We start from the raw sequence: 21,817 nt of genomic DNA, 5'->3' as shown, positions 1-21,817 counted from the left end.
TTCATTTCAGGCGCCGGCTTCCGCCAGCCCTTCCCGATCAGCTACGGTTCGGGTTGTTCGGACGCGCATCGTCGCGGTTGCGGATGCCGTCGCCATCGCGGTCGCCGTTCGGGCCGCGGCGCCAGCCGCCGCGCTCCAGGGTCCAGCCGTTATCGCCCTGGCGCCATTCCGGGCGGGAATACACATAACCATGGCGGACTTTTTCGTAGTGGCCCTTCACCCAGGTGTAGCGATGGCCGTTCCAGTTCCAGTAGCCAGGCGCCCATTCGTAGCCGCGGCGTGCGCGCGGAGTCGATTCGTGGCGCGGCGCAGGCGGCGCCTTCTGCACGACGATCACTTCGGTGCGGGTGTGCTGGGCTTGTGCCACCGGGGCGAAAGCGGCGGTGCTGATCACGGCTGCTGCAAGGGTGATGAGGATTCGTTTCATGGTAGTGCTCCTTTCGGTTCGGTGTGAGACCACTATAGCCAAACGTTCCAGTGCACAGTAGAACTGATGCAAGTGCTTACAATCGATACATTTGGCCAGATTCCATTAACAGACTGGAAACCTTATGCTACCTCGGCAGGCGTTTTGCCAGCGCACGGTCGAGCTTGCCATCGAATCGGGAATCCACAACAAAACAGCCGGCGCAAAGGCCGGCTGTTCTTCATGCAGGGATCGACGGATGATCAGTCGAGCTTCCATGCGTAGTCGACCTTGGCCCAGGTTTGCGCTGGTGCGCCATCCTTGGTGCCCGGCTTGAACTTGCAAGCCGACAGGCCTTTTTGGGCTGCCTTGTCGAGGCCTTTGAAGCCGCTCGACTTTTCCAGCTTCGAGTCGGCGACGCTGCCGTCGGTGTTGACCAGGAAGGACATCGAGGTCGTGCCCTGCTCTTCGTTCATCAGCGAGGCTTTCGGGTATTCGACCTTGCACTTCGACGGGTCGAACGAGGCCGGGACTTCACCGGCGAATGCCGAGCCGGCGATGGTGGCGAAAACGAGGGTGGCGATGGCGCTCAGGTAAGGCTTTTTCATGATTTTTATTTCCCAAAAAGGTAGTTGGTCTGCCGCTGACTGCCTGCGGTCTTTCAGTGAGTCCGGCTGGATTCGCCGTAAATTAAAATTCTTCCCATTCGTCGCTGCCCGCTGCAACCGGTGCCTTCTTCGGCTTGGCCGGAGCTGCCGCAGCGGCGGGCTTCTTCAGTGCCGCGCGCGGCGTACGTGCCGGACGCGCTGCCGGCGTACGCACTGCCGGCAAGGTCGCTACCGGTGCCGCTGGTGCCGGGGCTGCCAAAGTCGGCTCGACGCTCTGCTCTTCGCCTTCGACCAGCTTGAAGATGCTGACCACGCGGCCCAGTTCGCCGGCCTGGTCCTGCAGGCTCTGGGCGGCGGCGGCTGCCTCTTCGACCAGGGCTGCATTCTGCTGGGTCATGCTGTCCATCTCGATGATCGACATGTTCACCTGCTCGATACCGGCGCTCTGCTCGGCGCTGGCGTTGGCGATCTCGCCCATGATGTCGGTCACGCGCTTGACGCTGGCCACGACTTCATCCATCGTCACGCCGGCCTGGCCGACCAGCTTGCTGCCGCGCTCGACCTTCTCGACCGAGTCGCCGATCAGGGTCTTGATCTCTTTGGCGGCCGCAGCCGAACGCTGGGCCAGGTTGCGCACTTCGGAGGCCACGACCGCGAAACCACGGCCCTGCTCGCCGGCACGTGCCGCTTCGACTGCCGCGTTCAGCGCCAGGATGTTGGTCTGGAAGGCGATGCCGTCGATGACGCCGATGATGTCGGCGATCTTGCTGGCCGAGCTGTTGATCTCGCCCATCGTGCCGACCACTTGCGACACCACGTCGCCGCCCTTGCGGGCCACGTCCGAGGCGCTGGCCGCCAGCTGGTTCGCTTCACGAGCGTGCTCGGCGTTCTGGCGGACGGTGGTGGTGAGGGTTTCCATGGCCGAGGCCGTCTTTTCCAGCGAGCTGGCCTGCAGTTCGGTACGCGAGGACAGGTCGATGTTGCCGGCGGCGATTTCACGCGAAGCGGTGCCGATGGTCTCGGTACCGCGGCGCACCTGGCTGACGATGTCGACCAGGCTGTTGCGCATGCCGTTCATTTCGGCCAGCAGGCTGCCTTGTTCAGCGGTACGGGTGTCGATGGCGATCGCCAGGTTGCCGTGGGCAATGCTGCCCGCGATCTTCGTGGTGTAGTCCGGCTCGCCGCCCAGTTGTTTGATCAGGCCGCGGGTGATGACCCAGGCCGCAGCGACGCCCATCACGACGGCGACGGCCAGCAGCACCAGCATGAAGTTACGGGCGTTGACGAATGCACTGGCCGCGTCTTCCTGGCTCTGCAGGCTCTGCTTGTCTTCCAGCTCCACCAGCTTGTCGAGCGCTTCGGTCCACTTCTTCTGGACCGGACGCACTTCCTTGATCATGACGCGGGTGGCGCTCATGGCGTCGTTCTTCAGGTACAGCTCGGACGCCTTGGCGATGGCAGGCATCGCGGTGGCTTCATGGCCCTTGATCTCGGCCAGCAGCGCCTTTTCGGCGTCGGTGCCTTCGGCGCCGAAGATCTTGCTGACCTTGCTCTGGGCCGCGTCGTACTTGGCGGTCTGCTCCTTGAACTTCTTGAGCTCCGGTTCCATTTCGGTCGCGTCGGTCATCAGGGTCAGCACGCGCAGCGAGGCCAGGCGGTCACTGACGTTGTTGCGCATCTCGATGACGGCGCGGCTCGACACGTTGTTGACGCTGACCACGTGGTCGAGGCGGTCCTGGATCTGCGCCATGCGCAGGACGCCGACCACGGTGACCGCGACGAGCAGCACCAGCACCAGGGCGAAGCCCAGTCCCAGGCGCATGCCGACTTTCATCTTCGATAAATTCATTTCGCTTCCTAGCTGTTGATCAGATTTGCTTCGGTGGTGCCGTCGTCGGAGGCTGCGTTCCCTAACGGCAAGTCTTTCCCGTAGGATAAATCAAAAACTTACCGCCAAGGCTCGAAAACAGTGCAGTTATCAAAAAACGCAGGGCCGGGCGCAGAACGTTTTGTTGCAAATCCTCAATTCCGTGTTCGAAATTATGGAGCGGACCTTGCCCTAGAGCAAGCGCGGCCTTCACCTGTCTACACAAATTCATATTTCCGTGTAGTAAATTTCCTACATGCAAGCAAAACAGCACGCATATTCTTGTCGTACGCACCATAGCTGGTGACATAGGGTAATCGACATGATTGCCTCGACAATAACTGAACTACAAGAGGTGGGATTGGGAGAACGAAGCGCCTGCGAGCGCTGGGAGCAAACAGGAAGGCGAAGCAGGCGGCCGTCTGGCAGCCCCCTGCCGGTAAGGCGATGGCCTTACAGGCTGCGGATCTGGGCTGCCGCTTCCAGCAGCAGGCCGGGGTTGGCCGTGGCCAGCTTCTTCGGGTCCGACAACATCTGGCGGAAAGCACGTGCGCCCGGCAGGCCGGCCGTCAAACCGAGCATGTGGCGCGTGATGCTGTTGAGCTTGAGGCCGTGCCCGCCATATTGCGCGAGCTGGGCGGCGATATACGGCACCATTGCCGCCAGCACCTCGGCGCGCGTCTTCGGCGCGGCGGCGTCGCCGTAGAAGCGGGCGTCCCAGTTCGCCATCGAATACGGGTTGTGGTAGGCCTCGCGGCCGAGCATGACGCCGTCCACGTGCTGCAAGTGCAGCGCGATTTCGTCATCCGTCTTGATGCCGCCGTTGATGATGATTTCCAACTCCGGAAACTCGCGCTTGAGTTCATATGCCACTTCGTAGCGCAGCGGCGGAATCTCGCGGTTCTCCTTCGGCGACAGGCCCTTCAGGATGGCATTTCTCGCGTGGACGATGAAGGTGCGGCAGCCGGCATCGGCGATCGTACCGACGAAATCACGCACGAAACCGTATTCCTCGTCCTTGTCGATGCCGATCCGGTGCTTCACCGTGACGTCGATCGACACCGCATCGCGCATCGCCTTGACGCAGTCTGCCACCAGCTGGGGCTCGTTCATCAGGCAGGCACCGAAGGCGCCGCGCTGCACGCGCTCGGATGGGCAGCCGCAATTGAGGTTGATCTCGTCATAGCCCCACTCCTGGCCCAGCTTCGCGCTCTTCGCGAGGTCAAGCGGCTCACTGCCGCCCAGCTGCAGCGCGACCGGATGCTCGATCTCGTCAAAACGCAGGTGGCGCTCGACGTCGCCGTAGACCAGGGCGCCGGTGGTCACCATCTCTGTATACAGCCAGGTATGGCGCGTGATCTGGCGGTGGAAGACGCGGCAATGGCGGTCGGTCCAGTCCATCATGGGGGCAACGCTGAGGGTGCGGGGGCGGTAGGTCATGCGGAACAATCCTTTGCTGGCGCCTCGCGCGATCGGGGAAGGCGCAGGCAAGCCGGGCATTTTACAGAAGAATCGCCCTCCCCCTCAAGCGGGGCCTGTTTATGCGTCAGCCGGCGGTGCGCTGCGGCGGATGCCGTCGGCCAGGGCGATCCGTGGCTGCCAGCCCGGCGGCGGCGCGCCTCCCGTCCAGGGAAGCAGCATCTCGCGCGGTCGGTCGGGGCGCGCACCCCAGTCGGCGGCGATCGGCAGGCCGGTCGCGGCCTGAAAGGCGGCCACCAGCTCCGTCAGGCGCAGCGGCGCGCCGGACGATACCCGGTAGTGCAGCTGTCCCGGCGCGGCCGTGCGCAAGGCATCCGCCGCCGCGATATAGGCATCGACGACGTCGTCGACATACACCAGGTCGAGCAGCTGGCGGCCGCTGGACATGGCCAGCCGTTCGCCGCTGCGCGCCGCGCGCCACAGCGCGGTCATCAGCTTGGGGCGGAGGTCGCCCGGACCGTAGGTGTCGAACAGCACCAGCGTCGCGACCCGGAATGCGTGGGCGTTGACGTAATACGCCAGGATCGCTTCGAAGGCCTGCTTGGTGGCGGCGTACAGATTGACCGGATCGTAGTCGCGGTCGCCGTAGTGCTGCCAGGCGGTGCCGGTATTGACCAGCTTGCGCACGCCGGCGACCCGCATCGCCTCGGCCAGCTGGGTGGCGAACAGCAGGTTCGCCTGCACCAGCGGCGCGACGTCTTGGGGCCGGTGCTCGGCGACGAAAACGGCCGCCAGGTGAAAGACGACATCCGGCGCGGCCTGCTGCACGATCCGGACCAGGTCCTCGGTACCGCCGTCGAAACGGTGCACGGTCAGGGCCGGCGCCGGTGTCGGAAAGCTGGAACCGGCGCGCAGCAGGACGTGCACCTTCCAGCCCGCGGCCAGGAGCCTGCGCGCGAGATGGGACCCGACGTAGCCGCTGGCCCCGGTGACCAGGGCGCGGCGAGCTGGCGCTTCGTTCACGTTGGTGCTCTGGACGAACAGGTTCGGCAACCAACGACATCGTCAAGACCTGCGGTAACGCCGCAAACCGGGCTGGCATGGGCTGCTGCCTGTTCCATCTGTCTTCCTCGTGACCCTCATGTGTGATAGCAAGATTATACGCTCGGGCAGCATGAGGCGCGCCGAGCGCTCCCACCTAAAATATTTCCACACGGCACTTAATGAACTGCTGAAAGCGGTCGTCTTGTACTTGTGAGAGCGCGAAGAGGCGCACCATTCAACCGATTCACCCAATACCAGGAGTTCACCATGCTGAGCCTTCACACCAACGCCGCCGGCCTTTCCGCCCAAAACTCGATCTCGCGCACCCAGACCAGCCTGTCGACCTCGATGACCCGCCTGTCGACCGGTTACCGCATCAACTCGGCAATGGACGACGCTGCCGGCCTGCAGATCGCCACCCGCCTGAAAGCACAGACCAGCGGCATGGCCGTTGCAATGCGTAACACCCAGAATTCGACTTCGATGCTGCAGACCGCCGAAGGCGCGCTCGACGAAGTGAGCAACATGCTGGTCCGCATGAAAGACCTGGCAACCCAGGCCGCCGACCAGTCGTCGACCCAGGCCGACAAGGACGCCATGCAGCTGGAATTCGACGCACTCGGCCTGGAACTGGGCAACGTGATGAAGAACACCACCTTCGGCGGCGCCAAGCTGCTGGTCGGCGGTACCGTTGCCAGCGCCATGAAATTCCAGATCGGCGCGAGCTCGACCGAAACGATGGCGGTCGACCTGTCGGGTGACGTGACTGCGGCCGACACCAACGTCGGACTGGCCACCGCCAACTACGGCGGCGCCGCCACCGGCACCGAAATCGCCAGCGGCGCTGCCGCCACCGCCTCGATCGCCAAGCTCGACACCGCGCTGGCATCGGTCGGCAAGGTGCGTTCGGGCCTGGGCGCTGCCGCCAACCGCCTGGAACACGTGTACAACAACCTGGCCAACGTCAGCACCAACAGCAAGGCCGCAACCGGCCGCATCATGGACACCGACTTCGCCACCGAATCGTCGAACATGACCGCCAAGCAGATGCTGATGCAAGCCGGCACCGCCATGCTGAAGCAGACCAACCAGATGTCGTCGATGGTCATGTCGCTCCTGCAGTAATCGAATTTGTCACCGCGGCCTTTCGGGGCTGCAGGACTACCCGAAGCCAACCGCCGCGCGGTTGGCTTTTTTTTTCCCTTCGAATAAACCTGAAAATAATTTCCGTACGGCATTTAATGAATCGACGCGGGCGGTCGTCTTGTATCGTTGAGAGCGCGCAGAACCTTGCTCCAAACGACCCAACCAACGAGGAATAACACCATGCTGAGCCTTCACACCAACGCCGCCGGCCTTTCCGCCCAGAACTCGATCTCGCGCACCCAGACCAGCCTGTCGACCTCGATGACCCGCCTGTCGACCGGTTACCGCATCAACTCGGCAATGGACGACGCTGCCGGCCTGCAGATCGCCACCCGCCTGAAAGCACAGACCAGCGGCATGGCCGTTGCAATGCGTAACACCCAGAATTCGACTTCGATGCTGCAGACCGCCGAAGGCGCGCTGGACGAAGTGAGCAACATGCTGGTCCGCATGAAGGACCTGGCAACCCAGGCCGCCGACCAGTCGTCGACCCAGGCCGACAAGGACGCCATGCAGCTGGAATACGATGCACTGGGCACCGAACTGGGCAACGTGCTGAAGAACACCACCTTCGGCGGCGCCAAGCTGCTGATCGGCGGCACCATCGCCGGCGCCATGAAATTCCAGATCGGCGCGAGCTCGACCGAAACCATGACCGTCAACCTGGGCACCGACGTGGGCCAGATCGCCACCGACGTCGGCGCCGCGACGGCTTCGTACGCTGCGGGTGCAGCCGGTACCGAAATCTCGACCTCCGCCGGCGCCACTACCGCCATCGGCAGCCTCGACACCGCACTGGCATCGGTCGGCAAGGTCCGTTCGGGCCTGGGCGCTGCAGCCAACCGCCTGGAACACGTGTACAACAACCTGGCCAACGTCAGCACCAACAGCAAGGCCGCGACCGGCCGCATCATGGACACCGACTTCGCCACCGAATCGTCGAACATGACCGCCAAACAGATGCTGATGCAAGCCGGCACCGCCATGCTGAAGCAGACCAACCAGATGTCGTCGATGGTCATGTCGCTCCTGCAGTAATCGAATTTGTCACTGCGGCCTTCCGGGGCTGCGGGACTATCCGAAGCCAACCGCCGTACGGTTGGCTTTTTTTTGGCCCTTCGAAACCAGCTGAAAATAATTTCCACACAGCACTTAATGAAACCCGGCGCGTAGTCGTCTTGTATCTTTGAGAGCGCGGAAAACCTAGCGCCAAACGTCTAACCCAACCAGGAATAACACCATGCTGAGCCTTCACACCAACGCCGCCGGCCTTTCCGCCCAGAACTCGATCTCGCGCACCCAGACCAGCCTGTCGACCTCGATGACCCGCCTGTCGACCGGCTACCGCATCAACTCGGCAATGGACGACGCTGCCGGCCTGCAGATCGCTACCCGCCTGAAAGCACAGACCAGCGGCATGGCCGTTGCAATGCGCAACACCCAGAATTCGACTTCGATGCTGCAGACCGCCGAAGGCGCGCTGGACGAAGTGAGCAACATGCTGGTCCGCATGAAGGACCTGGCAACCCAGGCCGCCGACCAGTCGTCGACCCAGGCCGACAAGGATGCGATGCAGCTGGAATACGATGCACTGGGCACCGAACTGGGCAACGTGCTGAAGAACACCACCTTCGGCGGCGCCAAGCTGCTGATCGGCGGCACCATCGCCGGCGCCATGAAATTCCAGATCGGCGCGAGCTCGACCGAGACCATGACCGTCAACCTGGGCACCGACGTGGGCCAGATCGCCACCGACGTCGGCGCCGCGACGGCTTCGTACGCTGCGGGTGCAGCCGGCGCCGAGATCAAGACCTCGGCTGGCGCCACCACCGCCATCGGCAACCTCGACACCGCACTGGCGTCGGTCGGCAAGGTGCGTTCGGGCCTGGGCGCTGCCGCCAACCGCCTGGAACACGTGTACAACAACCTGGCCAACGTCAGCACCAACAGCAAGGCCGCAACCGGCCGCATCATGGACACCGACTTCGCCACCGAATCGTCGAACATGACCGCCAAGCAGATGCTGATGCAAGCCGGCACCGCCATGCTGAAGCAGACCAACCAGATGTCGTCGATGGTCATGTCGCTCCTGCAGTAATCACGGCTAGCTCCGGCTGAACCCAGCCGGGCGTAACATGGGCCAGCCGCACTCCGGCTGGCTTTTTTTTGGATCGCGCCATGAATCCTCTTTCGCTCTCGGCTCCCCTTCTCCCCCCGACCATGCCGCAGTTGCAGGTCGGTGCGGTCTCCCCGGTCGCGGCGGTCGCCTTTGCCGCCGCAGAGGCCGAACTGCCGCTGCCCCAATCGCAGCCGCTTCCCCTCGCCCCTGCCGCTGCGGACACCGGGCCGGGAGACGGCGCCGCGATGCGTCCGGACCAGGTGTTCATGTCGCGCCAGATGAGCTTCGGGCCCAGCGATGGCCGCACGCTGGCCGGCAACTGGCGCACGATGGTCGGCAATTACGGGGCGACGCTGCTCGAACGCGACCTGCGCACCCGCGGCGGCGCGCTGGCGCCTGCCTCGCTGCTCGCGGGCCAGGAAGGACGTACGCCGGGGCGCGCACTCGACGGCCAGCTGCTGCCGGCCGATGCCTGGCGCTTCACGGTGCACGCGGGCAGCGCCCAGGCCCAGCATTTGCAGGTCTTGCGCAAGGGAGCCGACGGCAGCGGCGGACGCCGGCGCCAGCCGCGCGCGGCGCTGCGACTCGAACTCGAGCTGGCCGATGGCACCCATGTCGCGGTGCAGGTCGAGCCGGTGCCGGGCGGCGTCGCCATCGAGATGGCGGCGCCCGATGCCGCGGCGCTGGCGCGCCTGCGCGCCCTGCAGCCGGCCCTCGACGCGGCGGTGGAACGCGCGGGACTGGTCGTGGTGAGGTGGCATTTCAGGACCGGCATCGTGCCGGCCGGGGCGGCGCACGCGCTGCTGGCGGCGGAGGATGCGGCGGAGGTGTTGACCTTGCCGGTGTTCCGGGCGGTGGCGGAGTTGGCCTTGATGTTGCCGGCGCAGGGGTGATTGGCTGGCCGTAGTGGTTTGCATGGGTACGAACGCGTGGGCACGGGTGCCCACCCTACGTTACACAAGCGCCAATGGTGAAAAACACCTGCTACCGTCGTGCATCGTAGGGTGGGCACCTGTGCCCACGCGTTTTACACCGTGTGCACGGCCGCGAATTACCCCACCGTCCCCACGATCGACACTTCCCGGTTCTCGGGAATCTCGTTATACGACAGCACATTCAGCCCCGGCGCAAACAGCTTGGCATAACGCGCCAGCAGCGGCCGCACCTGCGGCAGCACCAGCAGTAGCGGCGGCGTGTGCTGCCCCTTCATCTGCTCGCGCGCGACCGGCATGTTGATCTGCAGTTGCGACAGCAGTTGCGGATCGATCGGGTAGTTGTCCAGCGCGACCTTCCCGCCCCCGCTCTGGCGCGCCTGGTTCAGGGAACCGAGCAGCATGTTTTCCAACTCGGCCGACAGGTTAAAGGCCGGCATGTCCTTCTTCTTGCCAAACAGGCCGGAGACGATCTGGCGCCGCAGCGCGCAGCGCACTTCGGCCGCCAGCAGGATCGGATCCTTGGTGGTCTCCGAAGAGTCCAGCAGCGTGGTGCCGATGACGACGATGTCCTTCAGCGACACGCCTTCCGCCAATAACACGCGGAACACGCGCAGCAGCTGGGTGTGGTTCAGCGCCTTTTCCAATGCGCTCGAGAGCTTCGGCGAGAGCGCAGTCAGGCGTTCCATCAGCGCCGGCACGTCGTCGTGGCGGAACAGTTCGTGCAGGTGGTCGCGGATCACTTTCGAGCAGTGGGTCGCGATCACGCTCGGCACCTCGACCACCTGGTAACCGAGGCCCAGCGCATGGCCCTTCTGGTCGGGCGTGATCCAGGTGACGGCCATTCCGAAGGCCGGTTCCAGGCCCGGGATGCCATCGAGTTCGCCGTAGACGTTGGGCGACGGGATCGCCATCAGGTGTTCGGGATGGACCTCGCCCTCGGCCACGACCACGCCCGACAGGCTGACCGAATACTGCGAGGGCCGCAATGCGAGATCGTCGCGCACGCCGATGGCGGGCAACAGCACGCCCATCGACTCGGACAGGCTCTGGCGGATGCCCTTGATGCGCTTGGTGAGCTGCTCGCCCTGCGCCTTGTCGACCATGTTCACGAGTTTATAACCGACCGCCACCGAAATCGGCTGCACCACCGGCAGCTGTTCCCAGTCGAGTTCCGGCGCGCGGTCGTCGCGCAGGGCCGCTTCGATCGCGGCCACGCCGACATTGTCCGCCGGCTGCACGCGGGTATGCAGGCGCCAGCCGGCGTAGCCCAGGGCGGCGGCGAAGACGAAGAAGACCAGCTTCGGCATGCCCGGCACCAGGGCCAGGATCACCATCACGCCGGAGGCGGCGAACAGGGTCGTCGGCTGGGCCAGCAGCTGGCTGCCGACCTGTTTATCGAGGTCCCCTGCTTCGCCGATGCGCGTCACCAGGATGGCCGCGGCGGCCGACAGCAGCAGCGCGGGGATCTGCGCGACCAGGCCGTCGCCGATGGTGAGCAGCGCATACACGCGGAAGGCTTCGCCGAGCGGCAGGTCGTACATCAGCGAACCGATTGCGATACCGCCGATCAGGTTGATGATCAGGATCAGGATCGAGGCGACGGCATCGCCGCGCACGAATTTGGAAGCGCCGTCCATCGCGCCGTAGAAGTCGGCTTCGGCGGCGACTTCCTTGCGGCGCAGCTGCGCTTTTTCCTGATTGATCAGTCCCGCGTTCAGGTCGGCGTCGATCGCCATCTGTTTGCCGGGCAGCGCGTCGAGGGTGAAGCGCGCCGACACTTCGGAGATACGTTCCGAACCCTTGGTCACGACCACGAAGTTAATGATCATCAGGATGATGAACACCACCAGGCCGACCACGAAATTGCCGCCGATGACGACGTTGCCGAAGGATTCGATGACGTTACCGGCCGCGTGCGTGCCTTCGTGGCCATGCAGCAGGACCACGCGCGTGGAGGCCACGTTCAGGGCCAGGCGCATCAGCGTGGTGCCGAGAATGACCGTCGGGAAGACCGAGAAGTCGAGCGGCCGGCGGGCAGAGACCGCGACCAGGATCACGATCAGGGCCAGCACGATGTTGAAGGTGAACAGGACGTCGAGCAGCACCGGCGGCAGCGGCAGCATGATCATCCCCAGCAGCATCAGGAGGAAGACCGGGGCGGCAAACTTCTGGCGCCGCAGTTCGGCGATAAAGGCGTTCAGGGAATTCATGAAGCGGATACCTCGCTCAAATGGTGTGGCACGGCCACGTCATTGGGGAACCGTGGGGGCGCCTGGCGCCGGCCATCACGGAAAGCATTCAATTGCAGCACATAGTTCAGCACCTGCGACACGGCCTGGTAAAGCTGGGCCGGAATCTGTTGCTGCACCTGGCTGGTGTTGTAGATCGCGCGCGCCAGCGGCGGCAGCGACACGGTCTCGATCTTGTGTTTCGCGGCGACGCCCTTGATGTAGAGCGCCATCTCGTCGACACCCTTGGCCACCACGAACGGCGCCTCGGCGCGGTTCGTATCGTATTTCAGGGCCACCGCATAGTGCTCGGGATTGACGATCACGACGTCGGCTGTCGGCACGGTCTTGTTCACGCTGCGCTGGGCCAGCTGGCGCTGCAACTGGCGCACGCGCTGCTTCACTTCAGGGCGGCCCTCGCTGGTCTTGTGTTCTTCCTTCTGGTCCTGCTTGCTCATCCGCTGGTTCTTCGCAAACTGGAAGGCCTGGATCGGCACATCGAGCACGGCGAAGATCACGAATACGGCGACCAGCGCGAACAGGGCGTCGAACATCATCGTCCCGCCGTGCACGATGGCGTCGCCCAGGGGCAGGCGTTGCAGGTCGATATAGCCCGAGATGCCGGAGCGCGTCACGTGCACCAGCACGAAGCCCAGCACGACCGCCTTGCCCACCGCGACCGCAAAGCCGACCAGGTGCTTCTGGCTGAGCAGGTTGCCCAGGTTTTTCATCGGACTGAGGCGCTCGGCCTTCGGCATCAGGTTCTGCCCCGACATCACCCACCCGCCCGGCACCAGGCCGCCGACGACGATCGCCGCCGGCACCACCGCCAGCGGCAGCACCATCTTGACGAACAGCGTGGCGGCGGCCATGAAGACCACCGACATCGCGTTTTCCATCGCCCCCGTCTCTCCGAGCGGAACGAAGACGAGCCTGAAGATCGACCTGAACGATTCCAGGTAGGTCGGCAGCATCATCGAGAACACCTTCAGGCTCACCAGGATACCGATTGCGGTGGCCAGATCGCGCGAGCGGACCACCTGCCCTTCCTGGCGCGCTTTCCTCAGCTTTTGCGCTGAGGCCTTTTCGGTCTTGTCGCCGGTATCAGCCACGGGCGGCCCTCATCTGTTGCTGCAGCATTTCGAGCACCGCATTCGTCACCTGGATATAGTGTTCGGGAATGAAGCGCACCAGCTGCACCAGCATCATCAGGCCGAAGATGGTCACCAGCGAAAAGCCCAGCGAAAACAGATTCAGAGAGGGCGCCACGCGGTTCAGGAAGCCGAAGCCGATCTGCACCACCATCGTCGAAAACACGATCGGGAGCGCCAGCAGCATGGCCGCGGCGAACACCCAGCCCACGTTCAGCGCCACCGTCTGCAGCACGATCGACCCGAGCCCCTGCCCCACCGGCCAGGCGTGGAAGCTCTGGCCCAGCACCGTCGTCAGCACGAGGTGCCCGTCGATCGCGAAGAAGACGAAGATCGCGACCAGCGCCAGCAGGCTCGAGATCACATCCGACTGCTGGCCGTTGACCGGGTCGTTCATCTGCGCCATCGAAAAGCCGATCTGGCTCGAGGCGAGAAAGCCGAGCATCGAGATGGCCGAGGTGGCGAACTGCAGCGCGAAACCCATCACGCCGCCGATCACCGCCTGTTCGAACATGGCGACCACGCCGGCCAGCGAAAACGGATCGGGCATGGCCATGTTTTTCGTCAGCGGCAGCATCAGGAAGGCGATCACCAGCGACAGCAGCGCGCGCACGGGAATCGGCACCATGCCGTCGCCGATCGCCGGCGCGCTCGATAACAGCGCCATGATGCGGCAGAACGGCCACCACAGGGCGCCGATCAACGGCAGCAGGTAGCTGACGAAATCCATCTAGCTTGCTAATGTGGCCGCGCGCTGGAACACCGACACGCAATAGTCCATCAGGTAGCCGGTCATCCAGTGACCGGCCAGGATCAGCGCCGCCAGCGTCACCAGGAGGCGCGGCAGGAAGCTGAGGGTTTGTTCGTTGATCTGGGTGGCCGCCTGCACCAGGGCGACGACCAGGCCCATGAGCAGGCCCGGCACCACCAGAACCAGCACCAGCAGCATCACCACGCGCAGCGCTTCGGCGACCAGGTCGACCGCAACATCAGGATTCATTTGAAGGCTCCGGGCTAATAACCGTGGATACTGCCCACGAGCGTGTTGACGGTCAGGGTCCAGCCGTCGACCAGCACGAACAGCAGCAGCTTGAACGGCAGCGAAATGACGAGCGGCGACAGCATCATCATGCCCATCGCCATCAGCACCGAGGACACCACCAGGTCGATGATCAGGAAGGGAATGAAGAGCATGGCGCCGATCTGGAACGCGGTCTTCAGTTCGGACAGCACGAAGGCGGCCAGCTTGACGGTGAAGGCACGCTCCTCGGGCTTCATCGCAGGCGCTTCGCCGGCCAGGTGCGCAACCTGGGCCAGCGCGCTCTTGCTGGTCTGGGCCAGCATGAAGCGCGACAGCGGGACTTCGGCCGTTTTCAGGGCCTGCTCCAGGCCAATCTTGTTCTGGTCATAGGGCAGGAAGGCTTCGTTCCAGACCTGCACGCCGATCGGGCGCATCACCAGCAGCGTGAGGATCAGCGCGATGCCGGTCACGACCCGGCTCGGCAAGCCTTGCTGCAGGCCGAGGGCCTGGCGCAGCAGCGAGAGCACGATCACGAAGCGGGTGAAGCTGGTCGTCATCATGACCAGCACGGGCAGCAGCCCGAGCAGCGTCATCAGCACCAGGATCTGCGACTTGACGCTCATCCCGGTCTTGGCGCCAGGGATGACGCCCGCCATCAGGTCCTGGGCGTTGGCAGCGGAAGCAAACAACAGAAGAGCGGCGCCCGCCAGCGTCAACGCTGTCGCAGCGCGTAGCGCGGTGTCCCCGACACGGCGCGTAGCGGTGCTACTTACCCTCATCATGCCGTGATCAGGTCCAGGTTCAGGCCGTCGAGATCGATCACCTTCAGGCCGTACTGTTCACCCGACACCACGACTTCAGCGCGCCCGATCGGAGCGCCGTTGACCTTGATGACCAGCGGTTCGCCGGCCACCGCGTCGAGCGGCAGCACGCTCGACGGACCGAGGTCCATCAGGTCCTGCAGCGAGATGCGGGCCGAGCCCACTTCCAGCGTCAGCGTGACCGGGATGCGGCGCATCATCTGCGGCAGGCGAGGATTGCGCGCGGGTGCGCCGACTTCCACGTTTTCGTCCAGCAGCACGTCGACATCCAGTTGATCGTTGAGGTTCATGTCCATTTATTCAGCGTCTTCAAAAGAGGTTAAACACAGCTTGCCCTTGTGCTCGGCGACAGCCGCCGTGAACAGGCGCGCTTCGTCGAGCAGGACGTCGGCGCGGCCGACGGAAACCGGAATCACGTCGCCTACCTTCAGGCCGAACAGCGCCTCCAGCGTGATTTCATGGCTGATCAGGCGTCCGTCCAGCTTGACCTTCAGGCTGGTGCCGATCGATTCACCGGTGCGCTGCGCGCGTTGCGGGCGCTCCGGCTGCAGGGCCTGCAGGATCAGGCCCATCATGCGCGCATCCGGCGCCATGAAGCAGCGCGCGGTACTGCCGCCCTGCGGTTCGCGCAGGGTGACGGCCAATACCCAGGCGTTCTTGCCGGGTGCCGCAGCCGGCGTTGCAGCGGTGGGAGTCGATGCCGCCGCGCGCCGTTCGACCTCGACGCCGGCGGCGCTGGCGGCCACCCGTACGCGCATCGCCAGCACTTCGAACAATTGCTGCGTCAGCGTGACGGCAAGGCGCTCTTCGGTGGCGGTGACGCGCTCGCCGGCCGGATCGCTCAGCGGCCTGGCCGGGCCCTTGGCGCTGTAGCGCGCTTCCAGCAGGCCCACCAGCAGGGCGCGCTCGAAAGCGACGGCGGCCACGCCATGCGGTCCGCTCATCGACAGCCAGCGCAGGGCGCCGCCCTCCGGTGCGCGTTCGAAGGCGACCTGCGCCAGTTCGAAGCTGCTCCAGTAGCGGCGCCAGCCGGGTGCGGACAGCATCGCCGTCATATCCTCGGCGAAGGCGCCCGCAAACGACGGCAGCAAATGCACGGGCCGGCCCAGCAGGGTCGGATCGAGCACTTGATGGGGACGCTCTTGAACAGTTGAATTGTTAAACGGCATAAATGTCGTATTTAGAATAATTGGCAGGAAGTGTTTTTATTTCATTCCCTAAGGCAACAATTATACCTGCTTAGATGTTTCGGATCACTTGATATTCCTCTTTGAATTCCCCGTTGCCCTACGGTAAGATCGTATCTTCAATTGCGCGCCTTCCTGCGGCACAGAGCGGCCTTACGAGGGAAAACGTGAACTTTACAGCGGTTTGGATCATGTTTCTATGTAAGTTTAACATGCGCAATATTTAACATTTGGCGTAAAGGTCGCAGATTTTAATCGTCGAATGTCGCAGAAAAGCTACTCAGCCTGTCACCCACACGCAACATTGAACGCATAGGATTTAACAAATGGGAATTGAAATAGCCGGTCAGATCAAAGCCGACCTTGCCGCACTGACAAACGAAGCGCAACGCCTGGCGATTGCACCATCTGTCGAACTGGCAACGCCCAGTGGTCAAACCGACTTCTCTTTTGCCCAGACGATGAAGAATGCGATCCAGGGCGTCGATGCCCAGGACCAGGCAGCGGCCGTCAAGATGGCGGACGTCGACAGCGGCAAGAGCGACGACCTGGTCGGCGCCATGCTGGCCAGCCAGGAAGCCAGCCTCTCCTTCTCGATGCTGATGCAGGTACGTAACAAGGTCATGGGCGCGGTCGACGAACTGATCAAGCTGCCGGTCTGACTTAGTTGGAATAAACGGAAAACCTTAACGTGATTTCGAAACTCAAGAATGCCTTTGGCGGCGCCAGGTTCGGCGCCCTGCCCGGCCTGCCGCCGGCGCTGCGCAACAACCTGACGCCGCTGCTCGTGCTGGCGGTGGTCATTACCGCCGCCGTCATGATGTTCATGTGGCAGGACCAGGCCAACTACAAGCCGGTCTTCGGCGCCCGCGAAAAGGTCGCGGCCAGCGACATGATGACCGTGCTCGAAGCCGAGCACATCCCCTACCGCATCCATCCGGACAGCGGCCAGGTAATGGTGCCGTCCGGCGATCTGGGCAAGGTCCGCATGCTGCTCGCGGCGAAGGGCGTCACCGCCCAGCTGCCGGCGGGCCTGGAACTGATGGACAAGAACGATCCGCTGGGCGTGTCGCAGTTCGTGCAGGACGTGCGCTTCCGGCGCGGCCTGGAAGGCGAACTGGCGCAAAGCATCCTGACGCTGGACGCGATCGCGTCGGCGCGCGTGCACCTGGCGATCGCCAAGACCAATTCGTTTGTCGCCGGCGCCTCGGACCAGAGCTCGGCCTCGGTCGTGATCGCGACCAAGCCTGGCCGCACCCTCGGCAACGAGCAGATTGCCGCCATCGTCAACATGGTCTCGGGCAGCGTCGCCAGCCTGTCCCCGGCGCGCGTGTCGCTGGTCGACCAGGCCGGTAACTTCCTGTCCTCGCGCGTCGACCTGGCCGAAGGCTTCGATGGCGCCTCCCAGGGCGACGCCGCCGCGCTGCGCGTGTCGAACGAAGTGCGCGCCAACGTGAACGAGCTGCTCGGTCCCGTACTGGGCGCGAACAACTACAAGGTCAGCGTCACCGCCGACATCGACAACGACAAGATCGAAGAGACCCAGGAAAAATACGGCGAAGCCCCAAAGGTCACCAGCGAAGCGATGCGCGAAGAGCTGGAAAAGAGCCGCCTCGCGATGGGCGTGCCGGGCACCCTGTCGAACCGTCCTCCGGTCGCTGCCGATCCGGCCACCCCTGCCGCACCGGGCGCGGATGGCGCACCTGCCGCCGACAAGGGCAACGACAACGCCAACTCGCGCAAGAACGCGACCACCCGCCAGTACGCCTACGACCGCGCGATCACCCAGATCAAGCGTTCGCGCGGCCGCCTGCGCAAGCTGTCGGTGGCGGTGGTGCTGAACAACGCCAGCGCGGCCAACGCGAAGACCGGCTACACCCCGGCCGAACTGGCGAACATCGAGAAGATGCTGCGCGGCGGCCTCGGTATCGACACGGCGCGCGGCGACGTTCTCGCCGTGTCGGCCCTGAGCTTCCCGAAAGCCGCTCCGGTCGAGCCGTGGTGGCAGGAGCGCGACACCATCGTCGACGCCACCGGCTACGGCCTCTGGATCGTCGGTGCCCTGCTCGGCTATCTGCTGCTGGCGCGTCCGATGCTGCGCACGGTGACGGCGCGCATGGCGCCGGCCCTGCCGGCCCCGGGTGCGGCCGGTGCCGGCCCGGCCGCCGCGCTGCCGAATGCGACGGCCGCTGCGGCCCCTGCCCTGGCCAACGCCGCGGCCGTGGGCGCATCGCCGAGCGGCGCGGCCGCGGTCGTGCCGCTGCTGGAAAACTATGATCTGCCGCCTGCGGGTTCCGCCGTGGATGTGATGGTCGATCACCTCAAGGTGCTGGCCGGTAAAGAGCCGGAGCGCGTTGCCGAAGTCGTCAAACAATGGGTGCAGAAAAAACATGGCCGAACTGAACAATAACGACGAGGGCGTCGTCCTGACCCCGGTCGAGCAAGCTGCGATCGTCCTGCTGTCGATCGGTGAGGAGCCGGCCGCCGCCGTGCTGCGCTGCCTCGAGCGCGACGAACTGATCGAACTGACCCAGGTGATGTCGCGCATGAGCGGCATCAAGGTCGACTCGGTCAAGTACGCGGTCCAGAATTTCTTCGACGACTACCGCGAACAGAGCGGCCTGCACGGCGCCTCGCGTACCTATCTGAAGCGCTCGCTCGACCTGGCTTTGGGCAGCGACATCGCCAACAGTGTCCTGAACACGATCTACGGCGATGCGATCCGCCCGATGATGGCGCGATTGCAGTACGCCTCGCCGAAGTGGCTGGCCGAATTCATCTCGCACGAGCACGTGCAGATGCAGGCCGTGTTCCTCGCCTTCCTGTCCCCGGCGCTGGCCGGCCAGATCATCGAAGGCCTGCCGGAAGCCAGCCGCGACCTGGTGCTGCTGAACCTGGCGCGCCTGGACGAGATCGACCGCGACCTGCTGAAGGAACTCGAAGACCTGGTCACGCGCTGCCTGTCCGCGCTCGACACGCAAAGTGCGAGCGTCGAAGGCGTGCGCCAGGTGGCCGAGATCCTGAACCGCTTGCCGAACAACCGCGCCGGCATGGTCGAACTGCTGCGCGCCCACGATCCGGACGTCGTGTCGCAGATCGAGATGTCGATGTACGACTTCTTCATCCTGTCGCGCCAGACCGAACAGGTCATCACGCGCCTGCTCGACGACATCCCGCTCGAGCAGTGGGCGATCGCACTGAAGGGCGCCGAGCCGGCCCTGCGCGACGCCATCCTCTCCGCGATGCCGAAGCGCCAGGCGCAGAGTTTCGAGGACCTGATGCGCCGTTCGGGTCCGGTGCCGATGTCGCGCATCGAGCAGACGCGCAAGGACATCATGGTTGCCGTGAAGGCGCTGGCCGACGCCGGCGAAATCGACGTGCAGCTGTTCGCCGAGGCTACTGCGGAATGAAGCAGTTCCGGCCTTATCACTTCCCGCCCCTGCACCAGGTGCGCGCCGCGAACGGTACCCTGCCTGCCGCCGGTGAGGGTGCGCCCTCGCAGGAGGACTGGGACAGCGCGCTGGCCGCCGGCTACCGCCAGGGCCAGCAGGACGGCTTCGACGCCGGCTACGAAGCCGCGCGCGCCGAAGGCTTTGCCCGCGGCCAGGAAGAAGGACTCGAGCGCGGCCTGGAAGAAGGCCGCGCCCAGGCGCTGGCCCACCTGGAGCAGATCGGCAAGCCGGTCGACAATGCCCTGAAAGCCCTGAAAAAACTGAAAAGCGATTTCAAGGCCGCCCAGCGCAAGGAAGTCGTCGACCTGGTCGGCAAGATCGCGCGCCAGGTCATCCGCGCCGAGCTGGCCCTGCAGCCGACCCAGCTGCTGGCCCTGGTCGACGAGGCCCTGGCCGCGATGCCGCCGGCGCGCGACACCGTCGAAGTGCTGATGAATCCGGAAGAACTCAAGCGCGTCAGCGAACTCGATCCGAAGCGCGTGAAGAAGTGGAGCCTGCTGGCCGACCCTTCCCTGGCGCCGGGCGAGATCCGCGTCAAGGCGGGCGACCACGAAGTCGATGCCGGCTGCCAGGGCCGCCTCGCCGCCTGCATGGACCAGGTGCGCGACGCTGTCGCCGGCACGGAAGAAGAACAGGCATGAGCGATCTCCTCGCCTCCCTGCGTTCGCTCGACATCGGCGCGGTTCCAGTCGCGACGCCGACCGGCCGCCTGGTCGGCGCGCAAGGCCTGCTGCTGGAGTCCGTCGGCTGCAAGCTGCACACGGGCCAGCGTTGCCGCGTCGAACTCAATGACGGCGGCTGGCTCGATGCCCAAGTCGTGGGTTTCCGCGACAAGGTCTCCTACCTGATGCCGTTCAAGAAGTCGAACGGCCTGGCAACGGGCGCGCGCGTGCTACCGGAGAAGTCCGCAGCGAGCCTGATGATCGGCCCGTCCTGGCTTGGCCGCATGGTCAATGGCCTCGGCGAAGAGATCGATGGCCTGGGCCGCCTCGGCGGCGACCAGCCCCTGAATTTCACCCCGCCGAAGGTCAACCCGCTGCGCAAGACGCCGGTGGACGAACCGCTCGACGTCGGTGTGCGTGCGATCAATTCGATGCTGACCCTCGGTAAAGGCCAGCGTGTCGGCCTGATGGCCGGTTCCGGCGTCGGCAAATCGGTGCTGCTTGGCCTGATCACGCGCCAGACCGTGGCCGACGTGATCGTGGTCGGCCTGATCGGCGAGCGTAACCGCGAGGTGCGCGAATTCGTCGAGAAATCGCTTGGCCCCGAAGGCCTGAAACGTGCCGTGCTGGTCGTGGCGCCGGCCGACGAATCGCCGATGATGCGCGTCATGGCCACCGAATTGTGCCATTCGGTCGCGGCCCATTTCCGCGACCGCGGCCAGAACGTGCTGTTGCTGGTCGACTCCCTGACCCGCTATGCGATGGCGCTGCGCGAAGTGGCGCTGTCGCTGGGCGAACCGCCGGCCACGCGCGGCTATCCGCCGTCGGTGTTCTCGAACCTGCCGCAATTGGTCGAATCGGCCGGCAACGGCGAAAACCCGAACGGCAGCATGAGCGCCATCTATACCGTGCTGGCCGAAGGCGACGACCAGCAGGACCCGGTGGTCGACACCGCGCGCGCGATCCTGGATGGCCACATCGTGCTCACGCGCGAACTGGCCGAGCGCGGACACTATCCGGCGATCGACGTCGCCCAGTCGATCAGCCGCTGCATGGCGCAAGTGGTGACGCCCGAGCATTCGAACGCGGCGCGCAAACTCAAGGCCGCGATGGCAAAGCATGCGCGCGTGCGCGACCTGATTCCGCTGGGCGCCTACACGCCGGGCGCCGATCCGGAAACCGACCGCGCCGTGCGCCTGCAGCCGCACATCGACGCCTTCCTGTGCCAGGGCACGCGCGAAGGCGCGCCGCTCGACACTTGCGTCACCCAGCTGCAAGGGATGATGGCATGACCCGGCGCGACCAGATTCAGAGCCTGGGCACGCTGGTCGACCTGCGCAGCCTCGAGGTCGACAAGCTGCAGACGGAACTCGCGCGACAGCAGGCGACGCGCGCGCGCTACCAGGCCAACCTGGAACGGCTGCAGGCGCTGGCCGAAGGCAGCGGCGCGTCAGGCAATCCCCCCGCGGGCCGCCTGGCGCCGGCGCTGGCCCTGAACTGCGGACAGTACAAGCAAGCCGTGTTCGCCATGGCCGACACCCACCGCACCGACCTCCAGCTGCATGAGGCGAACATGGCGGTCTCGCAGCGCAACCTGGCGCAAGCCTGGACGCGCCGCGAACTGCTCGGCAAGGTGCTCGAGCAACAGCAGGACGCGCTGGCGCGCGAGCAGGATCGTGCCGCCCGCAAGCGCGAAGACGATATCGCCACCCAGTCGTGGCTGGCAGGCCGGGCGTAACGCCCCTCACAAG

Annotated in this window: 22 protein-coding genes; 10 read left to right on the top strand and 12 right to left on the bottom strand. The window is 64.8% G+C overall.

Annotation, left to right across the window (positions count from 1 at the left end):
- Positions 1-37 precede the first annotated feature (37 nt).
- The 5 genes from ACI48I_RS11415 to ACI48I_RS11395 form a co-directional block, all read right to left on the bottom strand.
- Positions 38-427: a YXWGXW repeat-containing protein gene (locus ACI48I_RS11415; protein ID WP_498574231.1), complete on the bottom strand. Its 390-nt coding sequence runs from the start codon at positions 425-427 to the stop codon at positions 38-40.
- A 242-nt stretch (positions 428-669) separates the two neighbouring features.
- Complete coding sequence (locus ACI48I_RS11410; RefSeq protein WP_193686785.1) at positions 670-1,014, bottom strand: energy transducer TonB; 345 nt, start codon at positions 1,012-1,014, stop codon at positions 670-672.
- Positions 1,015-1,096: 82 nt separating this feature from the next.
- Complete coding sequence (locus ACI48I_RS11405; RefSeq protein WP_498574230.1) at positions 1,097-2,863, bottom strand: methyl-accepting chemotaxis protein; 1,767 nt, start codon at positions 2,861-2,863, stop codon at positions 1,097-1,099.
- 471 nt (positions 2,864-3,334) lie between these two features.
- Positions 3,335-4,321, bottom strand: coding sequence for a tRNA dihydrouridine(20/20a) synthase DusA (gene dusA / locus ACI48I_RS11400; protein WP_498574229.1), 987 nt, complete (start codon positions 4,319-4,321; stop codon positions 3,335-3,337).
- Positions 4,322-4,420: 99 nt separating this feature from the next.
- On the bottom strand, positions 4,421-5,353 hold the full coding sequence (locus ACI48I_RS11395) for an NAD-dependent epimerase/dehydratase family protein (protein ID WP_498574228.1): 933 nt from the start codon (positions 5,351-5,353) through the stop codon (positions 4,421-4,423).
- Positions 5,354-5,611: 258 nt separating this feature from the next.
- On the opposite strand from ACI48I_RS11395, the gene ACI48I_RS11390 reads away from it, so the two are divergent.
- The 4 genes from ACI48I_RS11390 to ACI48I_RS11375 all read left to right on the top strand — a co-directional run bounded on the left by ACI48I_RS11390 (position 5,612) and on the right by ACI48I_RS11375 (position 9,502).
- Complete coding sequence (locus tag ACI48I_RS11390; RefSeq protein WP_193686796.1) at positions 5,612-6,469, top strand: flagellin N-terminal helical domain-containing protein; 858 nt, start codon at positions 5,612-5,614, stop codon at positions 6,467-6,469.
- A 201-nt stretch (positions 6,470-6,670) separates the two neighbouring features.
- Positions 6,671-7,528, top strand: a complete 858-nt coding sequence (locus tag ACI48I_RS11385) for a flagellin N-terminal helical domain-containing protein (protein WP_193686797.1) — start codon at positions 6,671-6,673, stop codon at positions 7,526-7,528.
- Positions 7,529-7,730: 202 nt separating this feature from the next.
- Positions 7,731-8,588, top strand: a complete 858-nt coding sequence (locus ACI48I_RS11380) for a flagellin N-terminal helical domain-containing protein (RefSeq protein WP_498574227.1) — start codon at positions 7,731-7,733, stop codon at positions 8,586-8,588.
- An 80-nt stretch (positions 8,589-8,668) separates the two neighbouring features.
- A complete protein-coding gene (locus tag ACI48I_RS11375; RefSeq protein WP_498574226.1) occupies positions 8,669-9,502 on the top strand; it encodes a hypothetical protein in 834 nt (277 codons plus the stop codon).
- Between the two features lie 158 nt (positions 9,503-9,660).
- On the opposite strand, the gene ACI48I_RS11370 is transcribed toward ACI48I_RS11375, so the two are convergent.
- Genes ACI48I_RS11370 through ACI48I_RS11340 form a run of 7 tightly spaced genes read right to left on the bottom strand, consistent with a single transcriptional unit; the run spans position 9,661 to position 15,892 of the window.
- The gene (locus ACI48I_RS11370; RefSeq protein WP_498574225.1) at positions 9,661-11,754 is read right to left on the bottom strand and encodes a flagellar biosynthesis protein FlhA; all 2,094 of its coding nucleotides are present in this window, start codon (positions 11,752-11,754) and stop codon (positions 9,661-9,663) included.
- Positions 11,751-12,884: a flagellar type III secretion system protein FlhB gene (gene flhB, locus ACI48I_RS11365; RefSeq protein ID WP_498574224.1), complete on the bottom strand. Its 1,134-nt coding sequence runs from the start codon at positions 12,882-12,884 to the stop codon at positions 11,751-11,753. Before flhB ends, ACI48I_RS11370 begins: the two co-directional genes overlap by 4 nt.
- Positions 12,877-13,653: a flagellar biosynthetic protein FliR gene (gene fliR, locus ACI48I_RS11360; protein WP_193686802.1), complete on the bottom strand. Its 777-nt coding sequence runs from the start codon at positions 13,651-13,653 to the stop codon at positions 12,877-12,879. The genes flhB and fliR overlap by 8 nt, the downstream gene beginning before the upstream one ends.
- Positions 13,654-13,923, bottom strand: coding sequence for a flagellar biosynthesis protein FliQ (fliQ, locus tag ACI48I_RS11355; RefSeq protein ID WP_498574223.1), 270 nt, complete (start codon positions 13,921-13,923; stop codon positions 13,654-13,656).
- Between the two features lie 14 nt (positions 13,924-13,937).
- Positions 13,938-14,726 carry a flagellar type III secretion system pore protein FliP gene (fliP, locus tag ACI48I_RS11350; RefSeq protein ID WP_498574222.1) on the bottom strand — a complete coding sequence of 263 codons (789 nt, stop codon included), beginning with the start codon at positions 14,724-14,726 and terminating at the stop codon, positions 13,938-13,940.
- The gene (locus ACI48I_RS11345; protein ID WP_193686804.1) at positions 14,723-15,061 is read right to left on the bottom strand and encodes a FliM/FliN family flagellar motor switch protein; all 339 of its coding nucleotides are present in this window, start codon (positions 15,059-15,061) and stop codon (positions 14,723-14,725) included. Before ACI48I_RS11345 ends, fliP begins: the two co-directional genes overlap by 4 nt.
- Positions 15,062-15,892, bottom strand: coding sequence for a FliM/FliN family flagellar motor switch protein (locus ACI48I_RS11340; RefSeq protein WP_498574221.1), 831 nt, complete (start codon positions 15,890-15,892; stop codon positions 15,062-15,064).
- A 386-nt stretch (positions 15,893-16,278) separates the two neighbouring features.
- Between ACI48I_RS11340 and fliE the strand changes: the two genes are divergently transcribed.
- The 6 genes from fliE to fliJ are packed head-to-tail and all read left to right on the top strand — an operon-like array spanning position 16,279 to position 21,804.
- Positions 16,279-16,614, top strand: a complete 336-nt coding sequence (gene fliE / locus ACI48I_RS11335; protein WP_498574220.1) for a flagellar hook-basal body complex protein FliE — start codon at positions 16,279-16,281, stop codon at positions 16,612-16,614.
- 29 nt (positions 16,615-16,643) lie between these two features.
- The gene (gene fliF, locus ACI48I_RS11330; protein WP_193686807.1) at positions 16,644-18,362 is read left to right on the top strand and encodes a flagellar basal-body MS-ring/collar protein FliF; all 1,719 of its coding nucleotides are present in this window, start codon (positions 16,644-16,646) and stop codon (positions 18,360-18,362) included.
- Positions 18,343-19,362: a flagellar motor switch protein FliG gene (locus ACI48I_RS11325; RefSeq protein ID WP_193686808.1), complete on the top strand. Its 1,020-nt coding sequence runs from the start codon at positions 18,343-18,345 to the stop codon at positions 19,360-19,362. Before fliF ends, ACI48I_RS11325 begins: the two co-directional genes overlap by 20 nt.
- Entirely contained in the window at positions 19,359-20,045 is a 687-nt protein-coding gene (gene fliH, locus ACI48I_RS11320; RefSeq protein WP_193686809.1) for a flagellar assembly protein FliH, read from the top strand. Before ACI48I_RS11325 ends, fliH begins: the two co-directional genes overlap by 4 nt.
- On the top strand, positions 20,042-21,358 hold the full coding sequence (gene fliI, locus ACI48I_RS11315) for a flagellar protein export ATPase FliI (RefSeq protein ID WP_193686810.1): 1,317 nt from the start codon (positions 20,042-20,044) through the stop codon (positions 21,356-21,358). Before fliH ends, fliI begins: the two co-directional genes overlap by 4 nt.
- Positions 21,355-21,804 carry a flagellar export protein FliJ gene (fliJ, locus tag ACI48I_RS11310; RefSeq protein ID WP_193686811.1) on the top strand — a complete coding sequence of 150 codons (450 nt, stop codon included), beginning with the start codon at positions 21,355-21,357 and terminating at the stop codon, positions 21,802-21,804. The genes fliI and fliJ overlap by 4 nt, the downstream gene beginning before the upstream one ends.
- The last annotated feature ends 13 nt before the right edge of the window (positions 21,805-21,817 follow it).

Source organism: Massilia sp. LXY-5 (assembly GCF_059801075.1).
Note: the sequence above shows the minus strand (reverse complement) of the source record. Positions and strands in the feature narration are given on the sequence as shown.